Annotated in this window: 22 protein-coding genes and 1 riboswitch; of the genes, 10 read left to right on the top strand and 12 right to left on the bottom strand. The window is 48.9% G+C overall.

Annotation, left to right across the window (positions count from 1 at the left end):
- The first annotated feature begins 136 nt into the window (after window positions 1-136).
- Window positions 137-1,414, top strand: coding sequence for a 5-aminolevulinate synthase (gene hemA / locus ACI0FR_RS03545; RefSeq protein ID WP_404906550.1), 1,278 nt, complete (start codon window positions 137-139; stop codon window positions 1,412-1,414).
- Window positions 1,415-1,551: 137 nt separating this feature from the next.
- On the opposite strand, the gene ACI0FR_RS03540 is transcribed toward hemA, so the two are convergent.
- Window positions 1,552-2,640, bottom strand: coding sequence for a branched-chain amino acid aminotransferase (locus tag ACI0FR_RS03540; RefSeq protein WP_404906551.1), 1,089 nt, complete (start codon window positions 2,638-2,640; stop codon window positions 1,552-1,554).
- Window positions 2,641-2,854: 214 nt separating this feature from the next.
- Entirely contained in the window at window positions 2,855-3,268 is a 414-nt protein-coding gene (mscL, locus tag ACI0FR_RS03535; protein ID WP_374829419.1) for a large conductance mechanosensitive channel protein MscL, read from the bottom strand.
- Window positions 3,269-3,486: 218 nt separating this feature from the next.
- On the opposite strand from mscL, the gene ACI0FR_RS03530 reads away from it, so the two are divergent.
- Window positions 3,487-6,981 carry a hybrid sensor histidine kinase/response regulator gene (locus tag ACI0FR_RS03530; RefSeq protein ID WP_404906552.1) on the top strand — a complete coding sequence of 1,165 codons (3,495 nt, stop codon included), beginning with the start codon at window positions 3,487-3,489 and terminating at the stop codon, window positions 6,979-6,981.
- A 12-nt stretch (window positions 6,982-6,993) separates the two neighbouring features.
- Here ACI0FR_RS03530 and ACI0FR_RS03525 read toward each other — a convergent pair whose 3' ends face one another.
- The gene (locus ACI0FR_RS03525; RefSeq protein WP_404906553.1) at window positions 6,994-7,641 is read right to left on the bottom strand and encodes a response regulator; all 648 of its coding nucleotides are present in this window, start codon (window positions 7,639-7,641) and stop codon (window positions 6,994-6,996) included.
- A gap of 465 nt (window positions 7,642-8,106) precedes the next feature.
- Between ACI0FR_RS03525 and pip the strand changes: the two genes are divergently transcribed.
- The 3 genes from pip (at window position 8,107) to ACI0FR_RS03510 (ending at window position 10,714) form a co-directional block, all read left to right on the top strand.
- Window positions 8,107-9,054, top strand: a complete 948-nt coding sequence (gene pip / locus ACI0FR_RS03520) for a prolyl aminopeptidase (RefSeq protein WP_374829413.1) — start codon at window positions 8,107-8,109, stop codon at window positions 9,052-9,054.
- A 220-nt stretch (window positions 9,055-9,274) separates the two neighbouring features.
- Entirely contained in the window at window positions 9,275-9,619 is a 345-nt protein-coding gene (locus ACI0FR_RS03515; RefSeq protein WP_404906555.1) for a DUF952 domain-containing protein, read from the top strand.
- 3 nt (window positions 9,620-9,622) lie between these two features.
- Window positions 9,623-10,714, top strand: a complete 1,092-nt coding sequence (locus tag ACI0FR_RS03510; RefSeq protein WP_404906556.1) for a quinone-dependent dihydroorotate dehydrogenase — start codon at window positions 9,623-9,625, stop codon at window positions 10,712-10,714.
- Window positions 10,715-10,774: 60 nt separating this feature from the next.
- Here ACI0FR_RS03510 and ACI0FR_RS03505 read toward each other — a convergent pair whose 3' ends face one another.
- Window positions 10,775-11,266: a CAP domain-containing protein gene (locus ACI0FR_RS03505; RefSeq protein ID WP_404906558.1), complete on the bottom strand. Its 492-nt coding sequence runs from the start codon at window positions 11,264-11,266 to the stop codon at window positions 10,775-10,777.
- Between the two features lie 80 nt (window positions 11,267-11,346).
- The gene (locus tag ACI0FR_RS03500; protein WP_374829405.1) at window positions 11,347-11,613 is read right to left on the bottom strand and encodes a DUF6460 domain-containing protein; all 267 of its coding nucleotides are present in this window, start codon (window positions 11,611-11,613) and stop codon (window positions 11,347-11,349) included.
- Window positions 11,614-12,028: 415 nt separating this feature from the next.
- On the opposite strand from ACI0FR_RS03500, the gene ACI0FR_RS03495 reads away from it, so the two are divergent.
- Complete coding sequence (locus ACI0FR_RS03495; RefSeq protein ID WP_374829403.1) at window positions 12,029-12,394, top strand: hypothetical protein; 366 nt, start codon at window positions 12,029-12,031, stop codon at window positions 12,392-12,394.
- A gap of 57 nt (window positions 12,395-12,451) precedes the next feature.
- Here ACI0FR_RS03495 and ACI0FR_RS03490 read toward each other — a convergent pair whose 3' ends face one another.
- Window positions 12,452-13,543, bottom strand: coding sequence for a 2'-deoxycytidine 5'-triphosphate deaminase (locus tag ACI0FR_RS03490; RefSeq protein ID WP_404906559.1), 1,092 nt, complete (start codon window positions 13,541-13,543; stop codon window positions 12,452-12,454).
- A gap of 195 nt (window positions 13,544-13,738) precedes the next feature.
- Window positions 13,739-13,818: riboswitch (SAM riboswitch) on the top strand.
- A 62-nt stretch (window positions 13,819-13,880) separates the two neighbouring features.
- Between ACI0FR_RS03490 and metA the strand changes: the two genes are divergently transcribed.
- The 3 genes from metA (at window position 13,881) to apaG (ending at window position 16,688) form a co-directional block, all read left to right on the top strand.
- Entirely contained in the window at window positions 13,881-14,819 is a 939-nt protein-coding gene (gene metA, locus ACI0FR_RS03485) for a homoserine O-acetyltransferase MetA (RefSeq protein ID WP_374829399.1), read from the top strand.
- 77 nt (window positions 14,820-14,896) lie between these two features.
- On the top strand, window positions 14,897-16,090 hold the full coding sequence (locus ACI0FR_RS03480; protein WP_404906560.1) for an O-succinylhomoserine sulfhydrylase: 1,194 nt from the start codon (window positions 14,897-14,899) through the stop codon (window positions 16,088-16,090).
- A 205-nt stretch (window positions 16,091-16,295) separates the two neighbouring features.
- A complete protein-coding gene (apaG, locus tag ACI0FR_RS03475; protein WP_374829395.1) occupies window positions 16,296-16,688 on the top strand; it encodes a Co2+/Mg2+ efflux protein ApaG in 393 nt (130 codons plus the stop codon).
- A gap of 63 nt (window positions 16,689-16,751) precedes the next feature.
- Here apaG and ACI0FR_RS03470 read toward each other — a convergent pair whose 3' ends face one another.
- Genes ACI0FR_RS03470 through ACI0FR_RS03460 form a run of 3 tightly spaced genes read right to left on the bottom strand, consistent with a single transcriptional unit; the run spans window position 16,752 to window position 19,885 of the window.
- A complete protein-coding gene (locus tag ACI0FR_RS03470; protein WP_374829393.1) occupies window positions 16,752-17,741 on the bottom strand; it encodes an Hsp33 family molecular chaperone in 990 nt (329 codons plus the stop codon).
- A 7-nt stretch (window positions 17,742-17,748) separates the two neighbouring features.
- Window positions 17,749-18,675, bottom strand: a complete 927-nt coding sequence (argF, locus tag ACI0FR_RS03465) for an ornithine carbamoyltransferase (protein ID WP_374829391.1) — start codon at window positions 18,673-18,675, stop codon at window positions 17,749-17,751.
- 4 nt (window positions 18,676-18,679) lie between these two features.
- Window positions 18,680-19,885, bottom strand: a complete 1,206-nt coding sequence (locus ACI0FR_RS03460) for an aspartate aminotransferase family protein (RefSeq protein ID WP_374829389.1) — start codon at window positions 19,883-19,885, stop codon at window positions 18,680-18,682.
- A 721-nt stretch (window positions 19,886-20,606) separates the two neighbouring features.
- On the opposite strand from ACI0FR_RS03460, the gene ACI0FR_RS03455 reads away from it, so the two are divergent.
- Window positions 20,607-21,182 carry a GcrA family cell cycle regulator gene (locus tag ACI0FR_RS03455; RefSeq protein ID WP_374829387.1) on the top strand — a complete coding sequence of 192 codons (576 nt, stop codon included), beginning with the start codon at window positions 20,607-20,609 and terminating at the stop codon, window positions 21,180-21,182.
- Between the two features lie 58 nt (window positions 21,183-21,240).
- Here the strand turns inward: ACI0FR_RS03455 and ACI0FR_RS03450 are convergent, their stop codons facing one another.
- From ACI0FR_RS03450 to ACI0FR_RS03440, 3 genes are read right to left on the bottom strand one after another with little or no spacing between them, the layout of a single operon-like run.
- Window positions 21,241-22,380, bottom strand: coding sequence for a glycosyltransferase family 4 protein (locus ACI0FR_RS03450; protein WP_374829385.1), 1,140 nt, complete (start codon window positions 22,378-22,380; stop codon window positions 21,241-21,243).
- Entirely contained in the window at window positions 22,377-23,615 is a 1,239-nt protein-coding gene (locus tag ACI0FR_RS03445) for a glycosyltransferase (protein WP_404906562.1), read from the bottom strand. Before ACI0FR_RS03445 ends, ACI0FR_RS03450 begins: the two co-directional genes overlap by 4 nt.
- Window positions 23,612-24,400, bottom strand: a complete 789-nt coding sequence (locus ACI0FR_RS03440) for a polysaccharide deacetylase family protein (protein WP_404906563.1) — start codon at window positions 24,398-24,400, stop codon at window positions 23,612-23,614. The genes ACI0FR_RS03445 and ACI0FR_RS03440 overlap by 4 nt, the downstream gene beginning before the upstream one ends.
- Between the last annotated feature and the right edge of the window lie 59 nt (window positions 24,401-24,459).

Here is a 24,459-nt window from a genome sequence, read left to right as displayed (position 1 = left end):
GATAAAATCAAAACGCAGTGATTTTGATCGAAATCAATGCGTTTATGCCTTTACCCGTGGCAAATTGACCAAGATGTCACAATGGACGCTGCGCTTCAAACGCGCTAATTAAAAGCGAAGAATTAAGGAGCGCATGATGGATTATCGCCGTTTTTTCCAGGAAGCGATTGATCAGTTGCATGCTGAGAAGCGTTATCGTGTTTTTGCTGATATGGAACGTATTGTCGGCAAATTTCCGCGCGCGCTTTGGCGAAATGAAGCAAATGCACGTGAAATCACGATCTGGTGTTCCAATGACTATCTCGGCATGGGTCATCATCCCGACGTAATCAAAGCCATGTGCGACACAGCCAGTAAAGTGGGTACCGGCGCAGGCGGTACGCGTAATATTTCAGGCAACAACCATCCTTTGGTTGAATTGGAAAATGAACTGGCAGACTTGCATGGCAAAGAAGCCGGTTTGGTCTTCACTTCCGGCTTTGTATCCAATGAAGCATCCATTTCCACCATCGCCCGTTTATTGCCTGATTGTCTGATCCTTTCGGATGAGCTTAACCACGCTTCGATGATCGAAGGCGTGCGCAAGTCCGGTTGTGACAAGAAGATTTTCCGTCACAATGATGTTGAACATCTGGAACAATTGCTCAAAGCTGCCGATCCGCATCGCGCCAAGCTGATTGTTTTTGAATCTGTCTATTCGATGGATGGTGACGTTGCGCCAATCGAGCAGATCGCTGATCTGGCCGACAAATACAACGCCATGACTTATATTGATGAAGTCCATGCTGTCGGTATGTATGGCGCGCGTGGCGGCGGTATTACCGACCGCGATAATCTCGCCCATCGCATCGATATTATTGAAGGCACACTGGCAAAAGCTTTTGGTGCACTTGGTGGCTATATCACCGGTTCGCAAGCAATCATTGATGCTGTACGCTCCTATGCTCCCGGCTTCATCTTCACCACGTCCTTGCCGCCTTCTGTTGCGGCAGCTGCAACAGCATCAATCCGCCATTTGAAGGCGTCGCAAGTCGAGCGTGATATGCAGCAGCGTCAGGCACAACGTGCCAAGGATGTGTTAGCAGCAGCCGGTTTTCCTGTCATGCCGTCCGAAACCCATATCGTACCGATTTTGGTAGGCAATCCTGAGCTTTGCAAACAGGCAACTGATCGTCTGCTGGATGTGCATAATATCTATATTCAGCCGATCAACTACCCGACCGTTCCGCGCGGCACGGAGCGTCTGCGCATCACGCCGACCCCGTTCCATGATGATACATTGATCGACACGTTGAAAGACGCGCTGACCGAAGTTTGGAATCACTTAGGTATTCCATTTGCCGACAATAGCGCACCTGTTGTTGCCCAATCCGACCGTGTTGTGCCGCTGATGGTTTCCAAAGCCGGCGGCTAATTGAGACGCCTCAAAGAGTTTGAAAAGCCCCGCCTCCAGTGAGAGCGGGGCTTTTTTGTATCTGTAATCATCCAAACAATAAAAAATGAGGCGATCGATCACGACCACCCCGTTATTTCTAACGCACAAGCTTTTGATTAAAGGCTGACAGTGCGAACCCAGCCATGGCTGTCTTCAATTTCACCACGCTGAATGCCAACGAGTTGCGCACGCAATTTTGCAGTCACTTCGCCGTCGCCGCTGTTACCAATGGCAAATTCACCACCGCGATAACGAACTGTGCCAATACCGGCAACAACAGCCGCGGTGCCGCAAGCAAATGTTTCACGCAGTTTGCCGCTCTTTGCGTCATTCTTCCATTCTTCAAAGGAATACAGGCGCTCTTCCACTTTCATACCGGCTTCTTTCGCCAATGTAAGAATGGAGTTACGGGTAATGCCCGGCAGGATCGTGCCACCAAGTGGAGGGGTCACCACCGTGTTGTCATCCATGACGAAACAGACATTCATACCGCCAAGTTCTTCAATCCAGCGATGCTCGACAGCATCAAGGAACACAACTTGATCGCAACCGTTTTTAGTGGCCTCTGCTTGCGCAACCAAGCTGGACGCATAGTTGCCGCCGCATTTGGCAGCACCGGTGCCGCCTGGTGCTGCACGAGTATAGTTTTCTGATGTCCAAACGGTAACAGCCTGATAGCCGCCCTTGAAATAAGCACCAACCGGTGAAGCAATCACGCAGAAAATATATTCAAGTGACGGGCGCACGCCGAGGAAGTTTTCGCTCGCAAACATAAACGGACGCAAATAAAGGCTGCCGTCCCCTTCTGGTACCCAGTCTGCATCTGCGCGAACAAGTTCCTCAACCGCTTGAATAAATAAATCTTCCGGAACAGCAGGCATTGCCATACGCTCAGCAGAAAGCGCCATGCGGCTGGCATTCTGGTCAGGACGGAATAATACAACGCCATCTTTGCTGCGGTATGCTTTCATACCCTCAAAAATTTCCTGCGCATAATGTAAAACAGATGCAGCCGGATCAATTGCAAAAGGTGCGCGGGCTTTTACTTCGCCTTTATGCCAGCCTTTTTCTTCGGTCCAGGTCATCACCACCATGTGATCGGTGAATACTTTACCAAAACCCGGATTCTGCATCGCCGCAGCGCGTTCTTCCACCGTTTTGGGAGACGGATGCGGGATATGTGTAAACATAGATGTCGTTGTCATCAAAAAATACTCTTTATAGCACCGAAAGACGAATTATTTTTGAAACTAATCCTCTGCGATCAATGTCGCAAGCCGATACTGACGGATAATTTCTTTATTATTACGGATATGAAAAAGCCCTGAAAATTTCAGGGCTTTTTCATTCAATCCTTGTCTTTTTTTGCTTATTTCAACCATTTGAGGCTGACAAAAAAAGTTACCAAACAAGCTTGGCTTATTTCTTTGCCAAAAGATCGCGAATCTCTTCAAGCAAAACTTCTTCACGCGGGGCCACTTCCTCTGCAGCCGGCACTTCTTCTTCCGTCTTTTTCATCTTGTTCATGCCCTTGACGACCAAGAACAGAACCCATGCGATAATGAGGAAATTAATGAGAAGCGTGACGAAGTTACCATATGCAATGGTCGCACCAGCTTCACGGGCGGCCGCCAAGGTTGGTTGAGGGGCGCCAGCCAGCTGTACATACATATTGGAGAAATCAATACCGCCGGTGATCAAGCCGATGATAGGCATGATAATGTCATTGACAATAGAGTTTACCAATCCACCAAATGCACCGCCGATGATGACACCAATCGCCAGATCGACCATATTACCCCTGAGAGCAAATTCCTTAAACTCTTTCAGCATCATTTTTCTCCGTTAAGGCAGATTAGCCCTGCCACAATACTTAAAACTGCGCACATTTATATCAGTAGATATTTTTAACCACTAAAAAACAACTTTTTAAACTGTTTATCGCCGCGAAGGTTAACGTCGTTTGCATAAAACGCCAATCTCTTCGCTTTCACATCCAACTTAAATAGCTTATCACAGGCATCATATGAAGGGATTTAAAGGGGTAAAACATGCAAGGCTGGGCAGTCATTGGTCTCGCATTTTTATATCTGTTATTGCTTTTTGCTATTGCCAGCATAGGCGACAAACGCTCTACTAAAAAAAGCAGTAAGCCCCGCCCTTATATTTATTCCCTCAGTCTGGCCGTCTATTGCACGTCATGGACATTTTTTGGTTCTGTCGGCATGGCAGCAAACAGCGGACTGGAATTTTTAGGCATTTATATCGGCCCTGTATTGGTTTTTGTTTTCGGCAACCGCTTTTTACGCCATATTGTTAGGCTGGCGAAGTCCGAACATGTCACCTCCATCGCTGATTTTCTTGCAGCACGATATGGCAAAAGCTTCAGCGTGGCATCTCTTGCAACGCTCATCGCAGCTGTCGGCTCCATTCCTTATATTTCACTGCAATTAAAAGCGGTTTCCGGCAGCGTCGATATGATCGTCAGCAATTATAATCCGGAATTTGACCCATCCGTGTTTATTTTTGGGGATATTTCCCTGGCGGTCGCAGCGGTTCTTGCGCTTTTCGCCATTCTTTTCGGCACCAGACACACCGATGCAACGGAACATCAAGATGGCCTGATTTTGGCAGTCGCGGTTGAGAGTCTGATCAAACTGAGCGCTTTTTTGCTGGTGGGATTGGCCTGCACTTTCTTTTTGTTCGGCTCACCCGAAGCTTTGCTTGATCAAATTTACCACTCACCCGAAGCACTGGGGACTTTGGAGCATAAAACATTAGCCTCCACATGGATTGTGCATACTCTTCTCAGTGCTTGCGCCGTCATCATGTTGCCGCGTCAATTCCATGTCACTGTTGTGGAATGCCGAAGTGACAAAGAACTGCACACCGCACGCTGGATGTTTCCCCTCTATCTGATTTTGATCAATATATTTGTTTTGCCGATTGCGCTGATCGGAGTGATGAAGCTCGGCTCGAATGTCAATGCCGATCTTTACGTGCTGGCCTTGCCGCTTTTAGTCAATGCCGACATGATGGCAATTGTAGCTTTTATTGGCGGCTTATCGGCAGCAACCGCCATGGTCATTGTGGCTTGTGTGGCTCTTTCCATCATGATTTCCAATCATTTGGTTTTACCGTTGCTGATCAAATATTTTATACGCAAAGAACACAAAAAAAAACACGATCTCACGCAAGTTATTCTGATTACCCGCCGTCTGACCATTATTATTATTCTGGGGCTGTCTTTTGCTTATTACCGCGCGACGTCCGATAATGCGCATCTGGCCGCCATCGGCTTCATTTCCTTTGCAGCTATTGCTCAATTTGCGCCCGCACTGATCGGCGGTTTATGGTGGCGCAATGCCAACGGACGCGGTGCCCTGCTCGGCCTTACCAGCGGTTTTCTCGTCTGGGCTTACACATTGCTGATCCCAACCATTGCGCCAGATAATGCCGCACTGCTCATCGATGGGCCATTCGGCATTTCTTGGCTTCGTCCTGATGCTTTGCTCGGCATTGATGCCTTGCCGCTTACCCATGGTGTGATCTGGAGCCTTGCGATCAATACATTTTTCTTTATTGCAGGTTCTTTGTCACGCGCCGCATCGCCGGTCGAGCGCATTCAGGCCAGCATTTTTTTACCGCGCCACGTCATCACCATGCCGACTTTGCGCCGTTTCCGCACTGAAGTAACGGTTGCAGAATTGCGAAGCACTATTGCCAGTTATTTGGGTGCTGAACGCGTTGAACGGGCATTGATGCATTATGAAGACAAACATCAGGAACATTTATCGGCTCATAAAACCATCGATATCAACCTGTTACGTTATGCCGAACAGTTGCTGGGCACCGCGGTTGGTTCTTCTTCTGCACGACTTATTTTATCACTTCTTTTGCATCGCAAAGATGGTTCGGCACGCGGTGCGCGGCAATTGCTGGATAATGCCTCTGAAGCGTTGCAGCAAAACCGCGATTTGCTGCAAATTGCGCTTGATCAAATGCCGCAAGGGGTAACCGTTCTTGACAAAGATTTGCGCATCACCTGCTGGAACCGCCAATTCCGCCAGCTGTTAAGCCTTCCCGATGAGGTAATCCAAGTCGGTTTTCCTATTTCCACCATTTTGGAGTATCTTGACCAGCGTGGCGATATTCCCGTCAGTGAACGTGCCGCTATCATCCGCTCCTTCGGACGCGCCAATCAGGTCTGGCGCTTTCAGATCCGTTCAACCAGAAGAACCTTGGAAATCCGTTCCAACCCGATGCCAGATGGTGGATTGGTTGCCTCCTACACCGATGTCACCGATAGTGTCGAGGCCGAAACCATCCGCCAGCGCGCTAATGAAATTCTGGAGCAACGCGTTGCCGACCGCACGGCTGAATTGACTTCCGTCAATCAGGAGCTTGCCCATGCCCGTGCTCTGGCTGAGCAGGCTAACTTGGGTAAAACACGGTTTTTGGCAGCGGTCGGCCATGATATTTTGCAGCCACTCAATGCGGCGCGCCTTTACAGTACGCTGCTGAGTGAAAAACTCATCCACACCGAATATAGCGAATTTGCCGAGAATATTAATTCTTCGCTCGAATCGGTGGAGGCGATTTTGGGGTTGGTGCTGGATATTTCACGGCTTGATACGGGAACCTTAAAACCGGAGCCATCCGTTTTCCGGCTGGATGCGCTGATGACACAAGTGGCCAAGGACTTTGCGCCTCTGGCCAAAAATCGCGGTCTGCAATTGCGGGTTATCCCAAGCAGTGTCACCATTAAAACCGACCGAAACATGTTGCGCCGTTTACTACAAAACCTGATTTCCAACTCGATCAAATACAGCCATACCGGCAAGATTATATTCGGTGTGCGCCGGCGCGGCACTCATGTTGATTTGCAGGTGCTTGATAGCGGTATCGGGATTGCACCGGATAAACTGGCTGCCGTTTTTCAAGAATTTACCCGCCTTGATGAAGGTGCGCGCGTGGCCGAAGGCTTGGGGCTCGGCCTTTCCATCGTGGACCGGATCGGCCAAGTGCTTGCTCTGCCGATCAGCCTATCATCCATCGTTGGACGGGGCACAGTTTTCACTATCTCGCTTACTTTATGCAACGAGACAATTGAACCGGATCAACAGCAAGTGACGCAGCCAGTCAATGCACTCAATTCATTACAGAATATGCGGGTGCTCTGTCTTGATAATGACGCGAAAATTTTAGGCGGCATGCAAGCGCTGCTTGGCAATTGGGGCTGCCATATCGAAAGTATCCGCAACCATAGCGATCTGATTTTCTACTGCCATCATTCAAAAAAACCGCCGCATATAATCGTGGCCGACTATCATCTGGAGCAAGGTAACGGTTTGGAAATTATTGATTATGCCAGAAAATATTTTGCCAAACATATGAACTGCCCGTTCATTCCGGCAATTTTATTGACCGCTGACCGCTCACCGGAAGTGCGGGCCGAGGCGGATGAAAAGCAGGTCATTATTTTAAACAAACCGCTCAAACCAGCCGCCTTACGCAGCCTGCTTTCCAAATATGCACCGCGATAAGACCGCAATATTTTAAGAACGCAAACTTTCCGCGCCGATTTTAGACAAAACAATCACGGCTTGTGTGCGGCTGTCAACATTGAGCTTTTGTAAAACGGCCGATACATGCGCCTTAACAGTTGCCTCCGAAACCGACAATTCATAAGCAATCTGCTTATTCAAGAGCCCTTCGCCCAACATGGTCAACACCCGCATTTGCTGCGGTGTCAGAGTACGGATACGTTGCAATAAGTCACGCGTTTCGTCATCTGATTCGGCGGTGATTTCCACGTCTTCCGGCACCCAAATATCACCATTCAAAACAGCTTGCACCGCTTCGCCGATACCATCCATGCTGGTGGATTTTGGAATAAAACCGGAAGCGCCAAGTTCAAGCGCTCTTGAGATCGTGGCGCTATCATCCGTACCGGACACAATAATGACAGGCAGTGCCGGTTGCAGCGCTTTCATTGCAATCAACCCCGCCAAGCCGGTGCCGCCCGGCATAGTCAAATCCAACAACAACAGATCAAGATCGTCCTGATCTTTTACAATTTGAACAACGGATTCAAAATCTCCCACCTCAGTGATGCTCACTTTAGCGGAAACGGCTTCTAAGACCTGCCTCAATGCGCCACGAAACAGTGGATGATCATCAGCAATAATAAATTTTAAGTGCATTCGCAGTCATTACTCTTGGTTTTCGATGGGTTCAGCATAGGATTTGCCGTCGTGACAGCTGGTTAATGCAGTACCATCATTCCATGATTAGCTGTTTTTTGACCAGGAATCACGGCCATAAACTTGCTGGCACATATTCAAATCATAGCGTTTGGCATATCAAAGCCCGCAGGTGACAAGCATTAAACAGCAACAACTGTCCACACGACTTTATAGGCACCTCAATGCGAAGCTGATTTCAAACATTTTTGCCTGATACGAGAACCCCTTCCCCACTTAACATGAGCTTATTAAAGTATTTTTCAGCATTTTTTTCAAGTCATTCATTATAATACACATCACAACACGCCATATAGTATATTTTTCGCTGTCGGTATGCCGCTGTCTGGCCTTATTATTCATTCAGCATCACAATGGTTTTTTCATCAAAAACTTCGAGATTCTTAAAACCCGAGAAGGCAATCCATGACGCAGAACCAGCTTTATCCGGAAATCCAGCCCTTTAGTCAGGACATGTTGCAGGTCTCTTCCCTGCACCGCATCTATCTGGAACAATGCGGCAATCCGGATGGAAAACCTGTCATTTTGCTGCATGGAGGCCCAGGTGGAGGTTGCACACCTACGATGCGCCGTTTTCATGATCCGGAAAAATACCGCATCATCTTGTTTGACCAACGCGGTTGCGGCCGTTCCATACCCCATGCAGAATTACGCGAAAACACCACTTGGGATCTGGTCGCAGACATCGAGAAAATCCGCGCCTATCTGAATATCGACAAATGGCAGGTTTTTGGCGGCTCGTGGGGTTCAACTTTATCGCTTGCTTATGCGCAAACTCATCCCGATCATGTCAGCGAACTGATTTTGCGCGGCATTTTCATGGCGCGACAATTTGAAATCGACTGGCTCTATTCCAATGGTGCCAGCATCATTTTCCCTGATCATTTTGAAGATTATCAAGAGCATATTCCCCAAAGCGAGCGCCACGATATGGTTGGTGCCTATTATAAACGCCTGACCGACCGCGATCCGCAAGTGCAGATTGAAGCGGCCCGTCGCTGGGCACGTTGGGAAGCATCAGTCATTTCACTATTGCCTGACCCCATCCGCGTGGAGGAATTTGGCGAAGACAGCTATGCCATCGCTTTTGCCCGTATTGAATGTCATTATTTTAAAAATAAAGCCTTTTTCAAAACTGATGACCACTTGTTGCGCCATATTGAAACCATTCGCCATATCAAGGCTGCCATTATTCATGGCCGCTATGATATGTGCACGCCCTTTATCAATGCATGGCAATTGAAAAAAATGTGGCCGCAGGCCGAGCTGCATATCGTGGAAGACAGTGGTCACGCCTCCTCTGAAAAAGGCATCATTCACGAATTGGTAGCAGCAACACGTAAATTCTCTTGAGAATAAAAAGGCGGCGCGCCACCGGTTAAATGCTTGGGCGCGCTGTCAAAACATATATCTCATCATGACGTGCAAGCTATGTGTCATGTGCAGGGGAGCTATGCTCGACAGGGTTTAACTTTGCCTTTTTATAGTTTTCGTTCTAAAGCAGTTCGCTACATGTAAAATGAAGTGATTAAAAACAGTTCAATTTCAAAGGCAAATGCTTTAGAGAACAAGAATGGGCTCAAAAATCATTTATAAAATTGTACCACAAAAAATGTGGCAAGAGGCGGAACAAAGCGGCATCTTCACCGGAGCACCGGTTGATCTTGCAGATGGCTATATCCATTTCTCGACAGCCGATCAGGTGAAGGCTACCGCTGCCAAACATTTTGCCAGCCAAAATGATTTATTGCTCGTCTTGGTTGATAGCGTCAAGCTCGGCGACCAGCTCAAATATGAAGTTTCGCGCGGCGGCGCATTATTCCCGCATCTCTATGCTAGCCTTGATTTGCAATTTGTCCATTCTGTCGTAGCTTTGCCAGTAGGCGAAGACGGTGTTCATCTTTTTCCGGAGCTGTAATTCATGCCGCGTTTATTTGAGAGCTTTGGCCGCCGCGCCCTTTTTGCGCTTGATGCCGAACAAGCGCATGGTTTATCCATTACAGGCCTCAAAACCGGCCTTGTCGGCGGTAGTTTTCCGGAAGATCCGGCATTGCGCCAGAAAATTGCCGGGGTTTGTTTTCCAAATCCGATCGGCATGGCAGCCGGCTATGACAAGAATGCCGAAGTGCCCGATAACTTGCTGAAACTTGGCTTTGGCTTTACCGAAGTTGGCACTCTCACCCCTCGCCCGCAAAGCGGTAATCCCAAACCACGCGTTTTCCGCCTTGTGGAAGATGAAGCTGTCATCAACCGTTTGGGTTTTAACAATGAAGGCCATGATGCCGCCTATAAACGTTTGGCAGAGCGTGGCAGCACCGGCATTATCGGTGTCAATATCGGCGCCAATAAAGATGCAGAAGACCGCATTGCCGATTATGTGGCAGGCATTAAACGTTTCCATTCGATAGCACGTTATTTTACCGTCAATATTTCGTCCCCCAACACACCGGGATTGCGCAACTTACAAAGCCGCGAAAGCTTGCGTGAGTTGTTGCAGCGTGTGTTGGAAGCACGCGACGACGAATGCCAGAAATGCACGTTGAAACGTCCGGTTTTCCTCAAAATCGCACCTGATCTGAGCGAAGAAGAACTTGATGATATCGCACAAGAAGCTTTGGAACAAAAACTTGATGGTTTGATTGTTTCCAATACCACCTTGTCACGCACCGGTTTGACCTCGAAAGAAAATACCGCTGAAACCGGCGGACTTTCCGGCACACCGGTTTTTGAGCGCTCCACCATTGTGCTTGCCAAAATACGCCAGCGTGTAGGCAAAGACATGCCGCTTATTGGGGTTGGTGGCGTCGACAACACCACCAAAGCCTTGTCCAAAATCAAGGCCGGTGCCGATCTGGTGCAGCTTTATACCGGAATGGTTTATAAAGGTCCCGGTCTGCCTGCCGAAATCATCAAAGGTTTAAGCCAAGTGGTTAAAACCGAAGGTGTCGAAAATATTTCCGCTTTCCGCGATCGTGAAACAGATGTCTGGGCGGCAAAACCCATCCCTGCCTAATCGAACAGCTTGATAGGCTTGAACGGGTATCATATGCCGGATTAAATGTCCGCCATTGATTTATAATATTTGAGCCACACCCAGCATCATTGCCCAGTAGATGTAATGCGGCTTATTTTCCGGTGTCGCCCATGCGAGCCCATAGCGGTCAAACACCGGATCTAGCATATTCTTACGGTGCCCTGCCGAGTTCATCCATGCTTTGAAAACGGCATCGGTATCTTTTTGACCGGAGGCGACATTTTCAGCCGCAGGGCCACGGATACCGGCTTGTTTCAAACGTGCAACAAAACCATTGCCCCAACCAATGCTGTGGCCGATTTTACCATGGCTGGCCATTCTTTTGGCCTGATAAAGCGCAGCCTGCTCAAGCTTCGGATCAGTTGCCATCTGCGACAAACCATTTTGACGACGGATGGAATTGAAAAGCTCTGTTGGATCGCTGGCCGCTTGTGCCAAGCTTGTATTCAGCAGGCTTGGCCATACGAATACACCTGCTCCGCCAGCCAATATTTGCAAACAGTTACGGCGCGTCACAAGCTCACTTTTCATACCAATCACTCAATCGTCAAATTTAAAATCAGCCGGTTTTTATGCAGACAATCTGCATTTATTATGGCGGAGATGCGTTATTAACGACGATAATTGAGAAGGCGCAAGATAATAAAGACCGGAATAACCACGGCAGCACCCAGCAGAAAATAATCGGCAAAATTGCCCAAAGCTGCAAAGCCCATATTCCACAAGCGCAAGAAGAAATCACGCACCGCCCATAAAAGATCATAGGGCGACCAATGGAACGCGTTCATCACAAAACCAACAACCAGTGACACCACAATCAGCTTCACTAACACACGACCGGGGGTGTCACCGAGAAAACGATTAACTTTATCGGACATGGTTTGATGCTCCTGCTGCTGGAATAGTGCTTTCCTCAAGTAAACATTCTTCAGCTCAAGTGCAAGTTGGGCACTCGCAGAAGCTGTTGGAACCCGCATGTAAATCATTTTCGACGATTGCACCTTGGCTTAGAAAAAATCTGCGCAAATGCGCTGAAGTTCATGAAACTCGTGCCTGTCTGATTTTTATGAAGTCTTTATCATTAGCACCAGCATCATGACAAAGAGGGATAAAACTATGCCAAGCGACGTGCTGCTCGCCACTGATATTTTAGTCGTTATCACCATCTTGCTTTGCGTGGTCTATCTTACCTGTCGCCATTTTTTCATGTGAGGCGCGATTGCTGTCGAGTGATTAAACACATTTTATAGCCATAAAGGTTGAAAAAAATCTGATAGCACCTATACCAGATTTATGAGAAAAATCGGCTTACTTCTGATCTTGTTGGCAGGCATCTCCGGTCAGGCAGCACAAGCTGCAACCGACAGCGAAGTGGTGGCGGAAATGGCCAGCCAATGCTGGACTTTGCCTGATACTATTGATTATCAGACCGCAACTGCTGTTTTTGAAGTCAAATATGACCGCGACGGCAAGCTCGTCGATATAGCGACTATCGAATATCGCCCCGTGCGCAAAGCAGGCCAACTTTTTGCCATCAGTGCACTGGAAGCCATTCAGGAATGCGCCAATGAGACCCGGGTGCGCTCCCGAACCATCCGCGTTGTCATGAGCTATAGTGCGGCCAAATCCAATGATCCGCTCAATATGAAACGCCGCTGATAAAAATAAATAAAGCCGGAGTATTTTACCATCTCCGGCTTAATTTTAATGCCCGTCTTAACGGAAATGTTTCGACAGTTTCAGGCGCTGAGCCTGATAATGCGAGCCGCGCTCGGCACCATAAAGCGCACTGGGGCGATGCAACATTTTTTCATAAATCAAACGACCGATGATCTGGCCATGTTCCAAAATGAACGGCACTTCATGGCTGCGCACTTCCAACACTGCACGGCTGCCCGTTCCGCCAGCAGCAGTGTGGCCAAAGCCCGGATCAAAGAAACCGGCGTAATGGACGCGGAATTCGCCGACGAGCGGATCAAAGGGCGTCATTTCAGCAGCATAATCCGGCGGCACATGCACAGCTTCGCGTGAAACCAGAATATAAAACTCGTCCGGATCAAGCACCAGTTCCCGCGCGCCTCGATCATAGATCGGCTCCCAGTAATCATAAAGATCATGGGCATTGCGCTGATCGACATCGACAACCGATGTGTGATGCTTGCCGCGATAACCGATCAGGCCTTTATCATCACCCGACAGATCAATTGAAAGCGCGATACCGCCACCGGAAATATTCGGTGTCTCGGACGCAACCAAAGTTTCGCGTTCATGCAACACGGCCAATTCTGCTTCATCAAGCTGCGAACGCCCCTGACGGAAACGGATTTGCGACAGTCTGGAGCCGGTACGTGCCACAATCGGGAATGTACGCGGGCTGACTTCCAGATAAAGCGGCCCTTGATAACCAGCTGGCACCTTGTCAAATTCCTGCGCACCATCGACAATTACGCGGGTGAAAATATCAAGGCGGCCGGTTGAGCTTTTCGGATTGGCAGCAGCGGACAATTCTTGCGGCAGATGCACACTTTCAAGCAGAGGCACGATGTAAACGCAACCGGTTTCCAACACTGCGCCCGATGTCAGGTCGATCTCGTGCAGCTTCAGGCGTTCCAGCTTGTCGATTACCGGTGTATCGCGACCCGGCATAAAAGATGCGCGCACGCGGTAAGCTTTGGTGCCAAGGCGCAAATCAAGGCTGGCCGGCTGAATTTGATCATCATCGAGCGGACGGGCAGATTTTAATGCACCGGCCTCAAAGAGCGCCGCGATATCTGCATCCGCCAATATTCCGAGCTGCTCATTTGTCATTACCAAAAATCCCTGACACCTAGACGAAGAACAATAAATAGTTCCAACTCGATACGACATCTGAAGCGTTTGAACAACAGGCCAGCGCACCTTGAGTTGCTCATATGGTAAATTACGCTTTCTTTTCCTCAGAAAAGGAGATAATAGAAATTAAGACCTTGCTTGTTGACACAACTTGATATGCAGGTCTAAATAAATTTCTACCGTGGTGATTTGGCCGGCCGGCTTGCAGCCACGTAAAATAAATCGCTAAAAAGGGCCGCGGTTGACCTCCTTCCGGGTACTTTGTTGCGATTTTTTTTAAAAGCTGCACCGGTACCAGAGAAGAGAGTTGAATATGCCAATTAAGATCCCTGACACACTTCCAGCATTTGCGACCCTTGTCAGTGAAGGTGTGCGCGTAATGAGCGAGACCCAAGCCACACGTCAGGACATTCGCCCTTTGCAAATCGGCCTGCTCAACCTCATGCCAAACAAAATCCGCACCGAAGTGCAAATTGCCCGTCTCATTGGTGCCACCCCTTTGCAGGTGGAACTGACCCTTGTGCGTATTGGCGGGCACCGCGCTAAAAACACCTCCGAAGAACATTTGTTGTCCTTCTACAATACATGGGAAGAGATCAAGCACCGCAAGTTTGACGGCTTCATTATCACCGGTGCACCAGTGGAAACGCTTGATTATCAGGATGTAACCTATTGGGACGAGATGGAGCAGATTTTTGAATGGACAAAAACCAATGTCCACTCAACCTTCAATATTTGCTGGGGTGCAATGGCTGCTGTCTGGCATTTCCACCGCGTGCCAAAATATGAATTGGCAAAGAAAGCTTTCGGGGTTTACCGTCATCGCAATCTGCAACCGGCTTCCGTTTATCTCAACGGCTTTTCCGATGACTTCCAAATTCCTGTCTCGCGCTGGACAGAAATCCGCGGCCAAGATATCCGTCAGGTGCCGGAGCTGGAAATTCTGATGGAATCCGATGAAACCGGTGTCTGTCTGTTGCGCGAAAAAGAAGGCAACCGCCTTTATATTTTCAACCATGTTGAATATGACTCCACCTCACTGGCCGAGGAATATTTCCGCGATATCGAGGCTGGCAACCAGATCGATTTGCCTCAAAACTACTTCCCGCAAAATGACCCGACACTGACACCACAAAACCGTTGGCGCAGCCATGCCCATTTATTATTCGGCAATTGGATCAACGAAATTTACCAGACCACCACTTATGATCTGGAAATGATCGGCCCGAAAAAGATCGAAGAAACGGCTTAAAGTTACGCATTTAATACCCTGCAGGTTCGCTTCCCTTCGATAACCAAGACGAACCTCTTCATTATATAGGTTGGAAAATGACTGATAAACCAAAACGCAATTTTCGCCCCGCCACACAGCTTGTTCATGCCGGCACGCAGCGTTCGCCATTTGGCGAAACCTCGGAAGCACTGTTTCTGACGCAAGGCTTCGTTTATGAAAATGCCGAAGCCGCAGTTGCCCGCTTTAATGGCGAAGATCCGGGTTTTATTTATTCCCGTTATGCCAACCCGACGACCAGCATGTTTGAACAGCGTATGTGCGCTTTGGAAGGTGCGGAAGAAGCCCGTGCCACCGCTTCCGGCATGGCAGCCGTCGCCGCCGCTATTTTGTGTCAGGTCAAAGCGGGTGATCACGTCATTTCAGCGCGCGCGGTATTTGGTTCATGTAACTATATCGTCGAAACATTGTTGCCGCGTTATGGCGTGGAAATTTCCATCATCGATGGTTCGAAGCTTGAAAACTGGCAGGCTGCCACGCGCCCAAACACCAAAGTGATGTTTTTGGAAAGTCCTTCCAACCCGACATTGGAAGTCATCGACATAGAAAAAGTTGCCGAGATCGCCAATTCGGTCGGTGCGAAACTCATCGTCGACAATGTGTTTGCCACACCATTGTTCCAAAAACCATTGCAGCTTGGTGCGCATATTGTTGTCTATTCGGCAACCAAGCATATTGATGGTCAGGGACGTTGTCTTGGCGGCCTTGTCTTGTCGGATCGCGAATGGATTGAAAACGAATTTCAGGAATATTTCCGTCATACCGGCCCGGGCCTCAGCCCGTTCAATTCATGGATTATGCTGAAAAGCCTTGAAACCATGCCGGTACGCGTCAAGCAACAAGCACAATCAGCACGCGCTTTGGCTGACTTCTTGGCCGAACAAAGTGCGGTGAGCAAAGTGATTTATCCGGGACGCCCTGATCACCCGCAGGCTGATATTATTGCCCGCCAAATGAGCGGCGGTTCAACCATGATTGCATTGGAATTGAAAGGCGGCAGAAAGGCGGCGTTTGAATTTGAAAATGCACTGGAAATCATCCGTATTTCCAACAATTTAGGCGATGCAAAAAGCCTGATTACCCATCCGGCCACTACCACCCATAAGAACCTGACCGATGAAGCTCGCCTTGAGCAGAATATCAGTGAAGGCTTGCTGCGTCTCTCGGTTGGTTTGGAAGATACGGATGATCTCTTGGAAGACGTTGCAGAAGCATTGAAGGCCATTAAATAAGCTGTCTTCTGCGTCAATTTATGTCATGACTATCTCTAGAGCGTGTCGCACTTAATCGTATCCACTGTGCTCGCTCTAGCGTTTTGTTTTTACGCATGTCTTTATCCCAAAACCGGTGCCCACTTTTGGGAGACATGCTTTAGCGGCACATTGATTTGAATAATCAATGTGCCGGTATTTTGACGAAGTGATAAGAGTTGAAACCATGTATCGTGCAACCACCCGCAATATCGAAATAACGGTTGAGCCTTTTTATCTCGAGGAGCAATCCGAGCCGGATGAAGGCCGCTATTTTTGGGGTTATCGGGTCACGATTGCCAATCATTCAACAGCAACGGTCTGTTTACGCTCACGCTATTGGAAGATCACTGACGGTGCAGGCAAAGTAGAAGAAGTGCACGGCCCCGGAGTGGTCGGCGAACAGCCGGTGATTGAACCGGGTGACAGTTACCAATATTCATCCGGATGCCCGCTCAAAACCAATTCCGGCATGATGATCGGCAGTTATCAAATGCAGAGTGCGGATGGCGAGGCTTTTGAAGTCAATGTTCCGGCTTTTTCGCTGGATATGCCCAACAACCGGCGGACACTTAACTAATCCCAATAAAAAAGCGGGCTTTCATCTGAAAACCCGCTTTTTTTAATTAATCAATGCCAAATCTTATTTGGCAAATTCAGCCGGATCGAACACATAATTGGTCGAGCAAAATTCGCAATTGACAGTAATCTGACCATCTTCGGTACTTTCCTGAATTTCTTCTGCAGAAAAACCGGACAAGACACCTTCGATCTTCTCGCGCGAGCAAGAGCATTTTGCCACTACCCGTGCCGGTTCATAAACGCGCACGCCACGTTCGTGGAACAGCCGGTAAAGCAGGCGTTCAACGGCCACTTGCGGATCGGTCAGTTCGGAGCTTTCGATAGTGCCAACAAGCGCACGCGCTTCCTGCCATTCATCTTCTGCATCCACCTGAACGGCTGCCGCATCAACAGGCGCATCGCCACCCGGCAGATCGCGCTGTCTTGGAGCAATTCCCGATTGCGGCAGAAACTGGATCATCAAGCCACCGGCACGCCATCCTTGACGCAAGGTGCCGTCACTGTCGCGTTCCATCAATTGTGCCACGCTAATGCGGATATCGGTCGGAATTTGTTCCGATTGCAAGAAGTAATTGCGCGCAATCTCTTCCAGTGTTGAGCCATCAAGAGCCACCAGCCCCTGATAACGCTGCATATGGGCACCCTGATCGATGGTCAGCCCTAATGTACCACGTCCGAGCAGATCTTCGGGCTGGGTTTTACCAGCCTCAATCGATGCATTCAGACGTTCTTCATCAAAACGGGCATAAGCACGAACGGCATCCGGCGTCTGGAAATCCACCACCAGCATATCGACAGGCCCGTCTGACTGCGTTTGCAGGATGAACTTGCCTTGAAATTTCAAGGTTGTGCCAAGCAGAACCGTCAAGATGACGGTTTCTGCCAGAAGACGCGCAACCACTTCCGGATAGTCGTGGCGCGACAGAATTTGATCAAGTGCGCCACCCATCTGGATTGCGCGGCCGCGGATATCCAACCCTTCCACCTGAAAAGGCACCACGGCATCGTCACCGGCATAGGTCATATCCGGTTCAAATGTATCATTAGCCATATTTGTTTTACTCTCCCTTCAGGCACCAAGCCAAAATGGCTTTTTGTGCGTGAAGTCGATTTTCCGCTTCATCAAAAACGACAGATTGCGGCCCGTCGATCACCTCGTCGGTTACTTCTTCGCCGCGGTGTGCCGGCAGACAATGCATGAACAATGCCTGCGGGTCAGCCTTTTCCATCAGATAAGAATTGACCTGATAAGGCATGAAGACATTATTGCCGCGTGCATTATCTTCCTGTCCCATGGAAACCCATGTATCGGTGACAATACAATCAGCGCCTGCTGCTGCTTTGTGAGCGTCGGTTGTAGACATGATCTTCGCACCATTTTGCAAAGCCCAGTCCAGATATTGTTGCTTTGGCTCGCTGCCTTCAGGGGTGGCAATATTCACGTTGAAATTGAAACGTGCCGCCCCTTCAACAAGCGAGTGAAGAACATTGTTGCCATCGCCCATCCAGGCAAAAGTTTTACCCTCAATGGAGCCGCGATGTTCTTCATAAGTTAGGATGTCGGCCATGATCTGACAAGGATGCGTATCATCAGTCAGTGCATTGATGACCGGAACTGTCGCATGTTCTGCCAATTCCAGCATGCGATCATGCGATGTGGTGCGGATCATGATGGCATCAACAAAACGCGAAAGAACCTTGGCAGTATCGGCAATGGTTTCACTGCGGCCAAGCTGCATTTCCGAGCCGGTCAGCATCAAGGTTTCGCCGCCTAACTGGCGCATACCCACATCAAAAGACACGCGCGTTCTGGTCGATGGTTTTTCAAAAATCATCGCCAGCACTTTACCGGACAAGCTCTTGTTGATTTCGCCAGCTTTGGTGCGCGCCTTCAACAGCTTCGCATCATCCATGATCATACGCAATTCAGCAGAGCTGATATCTGCCAAGTCTGTAAAATGTTTTACGCCGTTTTTGCTGATCATGATTTTATGCCGTCTTTACTGGGTTTGCGACAGATAAACGTTCCACTGCCGTTTCTAAACGCTTCAATGCTTCACGCGCTTCGTCTTCTGTGGTCACTAATGGCGGCAAAAGACGCAGCACATTATCGCCGGCAGTAACCGCCAGCATATTTTCATCACGCACAGCCTGAAGCAGCATTGTGTTCGGCACCACGCATTTGAGACCGATCAGAAGTCCGCGACCACGCACTTCCGAAACAATATTCGGAAACCGGTCGATCATTGAGGCAAAGCCCTGTTTCAGAATGAGGGCGATTTTCTGGACATGCGGCAGAAAATCTTCATCGAGCATCACATCAAGCACCGCATTGCCCACAGCCATGGCCAGCGGATTGCCGCCATAGGTGGTGCCATGGGTGCCGGCAGTCATACCCTTCGAGGCTTCAGCAGTTGCCAGACATGCACCAAGCGGGAAACCGCCGCCGATGCCCTTGGCAATGGCCATAATGTCAGGAGTGATACCTGCCCATTCATGGGCAAACATACGGCCGGTACGACCGACACCGCTCTGCACCTCATCCATAATCAACAGTATGCCATTATCATCGCAAAGCTTGCGAATGGCACGCAATGTTTCGTCCGGGAACGGACGCAGGCCGCCCTCGCCCTGTACAGGCTCCAGCAAAATACCGGCGGTTTCATTGGTAATCGCAGCTTTCAAAGCTTTCTCGTCACCAAATGGCACCTGATCAAAGCCATCGACTTTAGGGCCAAACCCTTCCAGATATTTTTCCTGACCGGTGGCAGCAATCGTTGCCAAGGTACGGCCGTGGAAAGCACCTTCAAAAGTGATGATGCGGTAGCGTTCCGGCTGACCATTGACATAGTGATAACGACGCGCGGTTTTAATCGCGCATTCGAGCGCTTCCGCACCACTGTTGGTGAAGAAAATACGCTCGGCAAATGTATTATCCGTCAGTCGTTTGGCCAGTTTTTCCTGCCCCGGCACTTCATAAATATTAGACACATGCCACAATTTATCAGCCTGATCTTTCAAAGCTGTCACCAGATGCGGGTGGTTGTGGCCGAGTGCATTGACAGCAATACCGGCAGCAAAATCGAGGTAGCGCTCACCTTTATCGGTAATCAGCCAAATGCCCTCTCCTCGCTCAAAACGCAGAGCCGCACGATTATAGGTTTCGTAAAGCGGGTGTACGGTTGCGTCGGTCATGCCAGTCAGGCCTCCATAAGCCTCTAACGTTCTAATATAAATTCAATCCCGGAGGCCATAAGGCACTCCGAAACCAAGGTGAAATCAACGTTTCAATACGCTGATGAAACTAAAAAGCCGCCCTCGGGCGGCATTTGCATAATTGACTTAAAAATCGGATTCGACAAGCTATCAATTATACAATCAAACCTTAGATTTCATGACTGGTTTTCACCAGCTGAAAAAAGCTACGGAATTCGATAACGAATATTGGGTGCCGGATATAAAAAGTCAATCAACCTTATAGAAAAAGGCATTGATTTTCGCCGCATTTATAAGCTTTTTTGCAACATTCTGCTTTAGTTGTATTTATATTGCTGTCATAGAGATAGCAATTTACATCTAAATCGCTATATAGACAGGAAGTTGCAGCTTTCAGACCGGCGGCGCCCGCCAAATGGCGGAGTTTACGAAGCGGTCAAGGCGACTATGAACATATTTAAAGAGGCCATTACGAAAACAAGACTTGACAACCTATCTGGGGAAAACCCCGAAAAGCAAATCAGCCGGGTGTCCAGAGCCTTGTCAGGATCAAGCTCGGTATTGTAGCTTGATGGTTAAGTAAAACTAGATTTCGTAAGGCGGACCTAGTCACCCGGAAGTGAATAGTGGTGCTGGCAGGATATTTTCTGTAGCACATTGATGTATTCCGGCTAACAAATAACGATTGGAGCCTATGGCGATGAGCTGGACAGACGAGCGCGTCGAAGTTCTGAAAAAACTGTGGAGTGAAGGCCTCAGTGCAAGCCAGATCGCAGCACAACTTGGCGGTGTGAGCCGCAATGCGGTTATCGGCAAAGTGCATCGGTTAAAACTTTCAGGTCGCGGAAAAACCACCACCGCTGCACCGCGCAGCAAAAAAGTGGCTCCGGCTCCGACCGCCACAACCTCGGCTCCGCCAAGACCGGTGGCACCGCCTGTCACACCGTCCGTTACCGCAGCCCATGTGCATGTGCAGGCTCCCGTGCGCCCATCGGTTACCAAAACCGTTGGCGCTGCCGCTTTGCAAATGGAATATGAAGCCGACACTATTGTGGCTGAACCAGTGATGCAGCCTGCATCCGATGTGGTTATTCCGATTTCACGCAAATTGTCATTGTTGCAGCTGACCGAGCGCACCTGCAAATGGCCGCTGGGTGATCCGTTATCGGAAGAATTTCATTTCTGCGGTCATGAATCCGGTGAAAGCAGTCCTTATTGCGCTTATCACGCCAAGCTTGCTTATCAACCATCTTCAGAGCGTCGCCGCGCCCGTTAAGCTTCAAACAATCAGCCGATCATAAAACCACATCATGCGTCCTCGCTGATGTGGTTTTTTATTTGCTGGCACCTTGCAAAACTTGCGCATAAACCGCGCATGTCTGATCTGCAATATGGTCCCAGCTGAAATCTTGCTTTAAGTAGAGGGAATTATCTAATTCTTTGTCAGATTTGCTAGCCGATGATAGTTTCTTATTCATTGCCGTCGTCAAGGCAGCAATATCGCCGAGCGGGAAGTAATTTTCTGGTGGCATGCCCACTTCCACATTCGCGATAATATCACTGGCCAAAACCGGCACGTCGTAATGTAAAGCTTCCAGCAATGCGATCGGCATACCCTCATGGCTTGACGGCAAAATAAACAAAGAGGCATGGGCAAAGATTGCGGCCAGTTTTTCCCCCGTTAAAACGCCGGTCATGACAACCCCCGCCACTTCAGCGGCCCGCGCCTGAACTTGCGCGTAATAATCACAATGGTCATTGCCTCCGCCAACGAGAACCAGCGGCACACCCGGACGGTTCAATTTTTCATAGGCTTCGATTAAATCGAGCTGGCGTTTTTCCGGCACAATACGTGCGACATTGATCAGATAATTGGCAGGGCTTAGTTGGAATTGATCCAACAAGTTTTCATCCGGCGTCCCTTCAAAAATCGCAACACCGTTCGGGATATATGTAACATCAACATGATAGCGTTTTTGCATCACATCCGCGATATGACGTGAAACAGCTATACGGGCATGACTAAATTTCATGCCTAAATATTCACCGAGTTTCAAAACCTTGCGCGCCACCGCACCCCATTTTTGCCGGTCATAATCAAAGCCGTGATGGGTTATCACCACTTTTAATCCCAAAGCTCTTGCCAATGGAGCCATTAATGATGGGCCAATCGCATGAATATGCACGATATCGGCTTTGTGTTTTGCGGCATAAAAAACACCAAAAAAGCTATTTACTATCGCTTCGAAATATCGGGAACGCGGCGCATAGAGTGATATGATCTTAACATCCTGCCAATAATAAGGTTCTCTATGCTTTAAGTAATGGCACCGTCCCATGACCGTGACGTCATACCCTTTTAAAGGCAAACGCCGGCTTAATTCCTCAACATGTTTTTCAACACCGCCCTGCACATCCGGAATGCCGCGCAAACCAAGCATAAAAATACGTTTTCGTTGATGGTCGGCACTCATTGCGCACCTTTAAGAGAGGCATAAAGCTCCAGCATCGACTGTTTATATTGGACACTCGAAAATGCCTCACGCACCCATTGCGCTCCCTCAATTGCCATTGCGCCACGTTTTTGCGCGTTTATATCTGCCATCTGCGCTATTTTTTCTGCCAAATCCTGCACATTGCCAGCTTCTGCCAACAGGCCGGTTACACCTTCACGCACCAGTTCCGGTATGCCGCCAATCCTGCTGCCTATCACCGGCACGCCCAGAATATAGCCTTCCAAAATGCTCATCGGTGCATTTTCATACCATTGTGACGGCAGCACCAAAGCCGTTGCACCATTGATTGTGCGATGTAAATGATCTGCCTGTAAATGTCCTAAAAATTCGACATCAGCACCAAGTTTTGCAACGAATTGCTTAAGGCTCTGCTCCAAAGGACCGGAACCGGCAATCAGCAGCTTTTGCTTTGCTTGCGCAATTGCCTCAATTAAGGTGACCAATCCTTTTTCTTCCGATAGTCTTCCCGCATAAAGAAAATAATCCCCGCGCTGCGAAGGCGCTCGCGCCAATCCAACATCAACGAAATTCGGAATATAAGTGAGTTTATCTTCCGGCCATCCCCATTCAATCAGTTTCTCGTGATAGAAACGGCTTGGCACAACAATACGGTCAAGATTATCGCGGTAAAGGCCGAGGCTGCGATGCACCAGTGTTTCCAGAAAAACCAAACCGCTGAGCGCCACGGAATCCTTAATACAACGCTGCCGGACAACATTATAAATACGTCCGCCTTTGCAGCGTTCACATACCTCATCATGGCTCAGCATTTTATAAGCAGGACAAGCAAGTTTAAGATCATGTGCTGTCATGACGGTTGGAATACCGGCCTGTTTCAGAACCGGAAAAATCGACGGCGAAATATGATGATAAACATTATGGGCATGGGCAATGTCAGGGCGTACATCTTCAATCAGGCGGGTGATATTACGCTGCGCTTCTTTCGAATAAATAACCTTCGCAGCCTGCGATAATTTATCAGTCAGAGATGTGCGTCGGCCATATTCTATTTCGCGCACAAAATAGGAAGTATAAGCAGAGGCCAAATTTTCCGGATGCTGCATGGCAAAAGGTACGACACGCCAATCAGCATCATTGAAAAGCTGCATATGCTCAAAGAAAACGGTTTCCGCGCCACCACGACGATAAAAATAATTATTGATCGCAAGAAGGGTCTGCGGTGCTCGTTTCATTCGCGGTTTTGTCCTTGCAACAAGGACAATGCATCTTTGACAGGCAGGATGCAGCAAGAGTTTTCAACAGCAAATGCCAGCAGGCTTTCAAAAAGCGCACGCGAGCAACCATAGGGGCTTGGATTATCATCCACATCATGGGTGAAAAAAATCAGCCAACCCGGTTTTTGCACAACGTCCTCGATATAGGCCGAGAGTGTGCTGAAAGTATTTTGGTCGCCGCCAATTTCAACGCCATAGAGTAAATCACGATTTATGCGCCCGCGATTGATCTGATTGCCGCCGCCACGGCAAGAATTAAAACGCGCAGCAAATAATTGGCGCGCACACCATTTGGATGCGTTATAAGGATAAGCAAAATTGCGGCTGACGCCTTGTTGCGGCGTTAAACTATCAAGATAAGCTTTGTTGCGCGCCAGATCACGCTCCAAATTTCCATGCGTAAAAGCACTCACTTTGCGATGCGAATAGCTGTGACAGGCCACTTCGTGGCCGGCGCGCGCCAAATATTGCACATCGGCAGACGAAAACATACGGGTATCGCCTTGCATCTTATCCTGCAAACCACCGGCAATATAAAAAGTACCACGCGCATTATAACGCTCCAAAATCGTGGCACCGGCACGAACAGCTGAATGTGGTACATCATCGAAACTAAAGGACACCACAGGTTGCGCCAGCCGAATATCCAGCACACGCTGAGGGAAATAGCGCATCATCCGGTCGGTGATCCGGCGTGAAATCCGGTTCGGCCATTCATTCAAGTCTAAAAGCTGTCTTGTCACGCGCCGTCCTGCCTGACCATAATTCCATTCATCCTTTATGCGTTCTAAACGTAAGCTCA

The organism is Paenochrobactrum sp. BZR 201-1, assembly GCF_044987585.2.
GTDB classification, from domain to species: domain Bacteria; phylum Pseudomonadota; class Alphaproteobacteria; order Rhizobiales; family Rhizobiaceae; genus Paenochrobactrum; species Paenochrobactrum pullorum.
The sequence above is the reverse complement of the archived record's forward strand: the minus strand, read 5'-3'. Positions and strand labels throughout refer to the sequence as shown.

Excerpts from the sequence above, each read along its gene's own strand:
- hemA (WP_404906550.1), top strand. The coding sequence starts at position 137 with ATGGATTATCGCCGTTTTTTCCAGGAAGCGATTGATCAGTTGCATGCT.
- ACI0FR_RS03540 (WP_404906551.1), bottom strand. The coding sequence starts at position 2,640 with ATGACAACGACATCTATGTTTACACATATCCCGCATCCGTCTCCCAAA.
- mscL (WP_374829419.1), bottom strand. The coding sequence starts at position 3,268 with ATGCTGAAAGAGTTTAAGGAATTTGCTCTCAGGGGTAATATGGTCGAT.
- ACI0FR_RS03530 (WP_404906552.1), top strand. The coding sequence starts at position 3,487 with ATGCAAGGCTGGGCAGTCATTGGTCTCGCATTTTTATATCTGTTATTG.
- ACI0FR_RS03525 (WP_404906553.1), bottom strand. The coding sequence starts at position 7,641 with ATGCACTTAAAATTTATTATTGCTGATGATCATCCACTGTTTCGTGGC.
- pip (WP_374829413.1), top strand. The coding sequence starts at position 8,107 with ATGACGCAGAACCAGCTTTATCCGGAAATCCAGCCCTTTAGTCAGGAC.
- ACI0FR_RS03515 (WP_404906555.1), top strand. The coding sequence starts at position 9,275 with ATGGGCTCAAAAATCATTTATAAAATTGTACCACAAAAAATGTGGCAA.
- ACI0FR_RS03510 (WP_404906556.1), top strand. The coding sequence starts at position 9,623 with ATGCCGCGTTTATTTGAGAGCTTTGGCCGCCGCGCCCTTTTTGCGCTT.
- ACI0FR_RS03505 (WP_404906558.1), bottom strand. The coding sequence starts at position 11,266 with ATGAAAAGTGAGCTTGTGACGCGCCGTAACTGTTTGCAAATATTGGCT.
- ACI0FR_RS03500 (WP_374829405.1), bottom strand. The coding sequence starts at position 11,613 with ATGTCCGATAAAGTTAATCGTTTTCTCGGTGACACCCCCGGTCGTGTG.
- ACI0FR_RS03495 (WP_374829403.1), top strand. The coding sequence starts at position 12,029 with ATGAGAAAAATCGGCTTACTTCTGATCTTGTTGGCAGGCATCTCCGGT.
- ACI0FR_RS03490 (WP_404906559.1), bottom strand. The coding sequence starts at position 13,543 with ATGACAAATGAGCAGCTCGGAATATTGGCGGATGCAGATATCGCGGCG.
- metA (WP_374829399.1), top strand. The coding sequence starts at position 13,881 with ATGCCAATTAAGATCCCTGACACACTTCCAGCATTTGCGACCCTTGTC.
- ACI0FR_RS03480 (WP_404906560.1), top strand. The coding sequence starts at position 14,897 with ATGACTGATAAACCAAAACGCAATTTTCGCCCCGCCACACAGCTTGTT.
- apaG (WP_374829395.1), top strand. The coding sequence starts at position 16,296 with ATGTATCGTGCAACCACCCGCAATATCGAAATAACGGTTGAGCCTTTT.
- ACI0FR_RS03470 (WP_374829393.1), bottom strand. The coding sequence starts at position 17,741 with ATGGCTAATGATACATTTGAACCGGATATGACCTATGCCGGTGACGAT.
- argF (WP_374829391.1), bottom strand. The coding sequence starts at position 18,675 with ATGATCAGCAAAAACGGCGTAAAACATTTTACAGACTTGGCAGATATC.
- ACI0FR_RS03460 (WP_374829389.1), bottom strand. The coding sequence starts at position 19,885 with ATGACCGACGCAACCGTACACCCGCTTTACGAAACCTATAATCGTGCG.
- ACI0FR_RS03455 (WP_374829387.1), top strand. The coding sequence starts at position 20,607 with ATGAGCTGGACAGACGAGCGCGTCGAAGTTCTGAAAAAACTGTGGAGT.
- ACI0FR_RS03450 (WP_374829385.1), bottom strand. The coding sequence starts at position 22,380 with ATGAGTGCCGACCATCAACGAAAACGTATTTTTATGCTTGGTTTGCGC.
- ACI0FR_RS03445 (WP_404906562.1), bottom strand. The coding sequence starts at position 23,615 with ATGAAACGAGCACCGCAGACCCTTCTTGCGATCAATAATTATTTTTAT.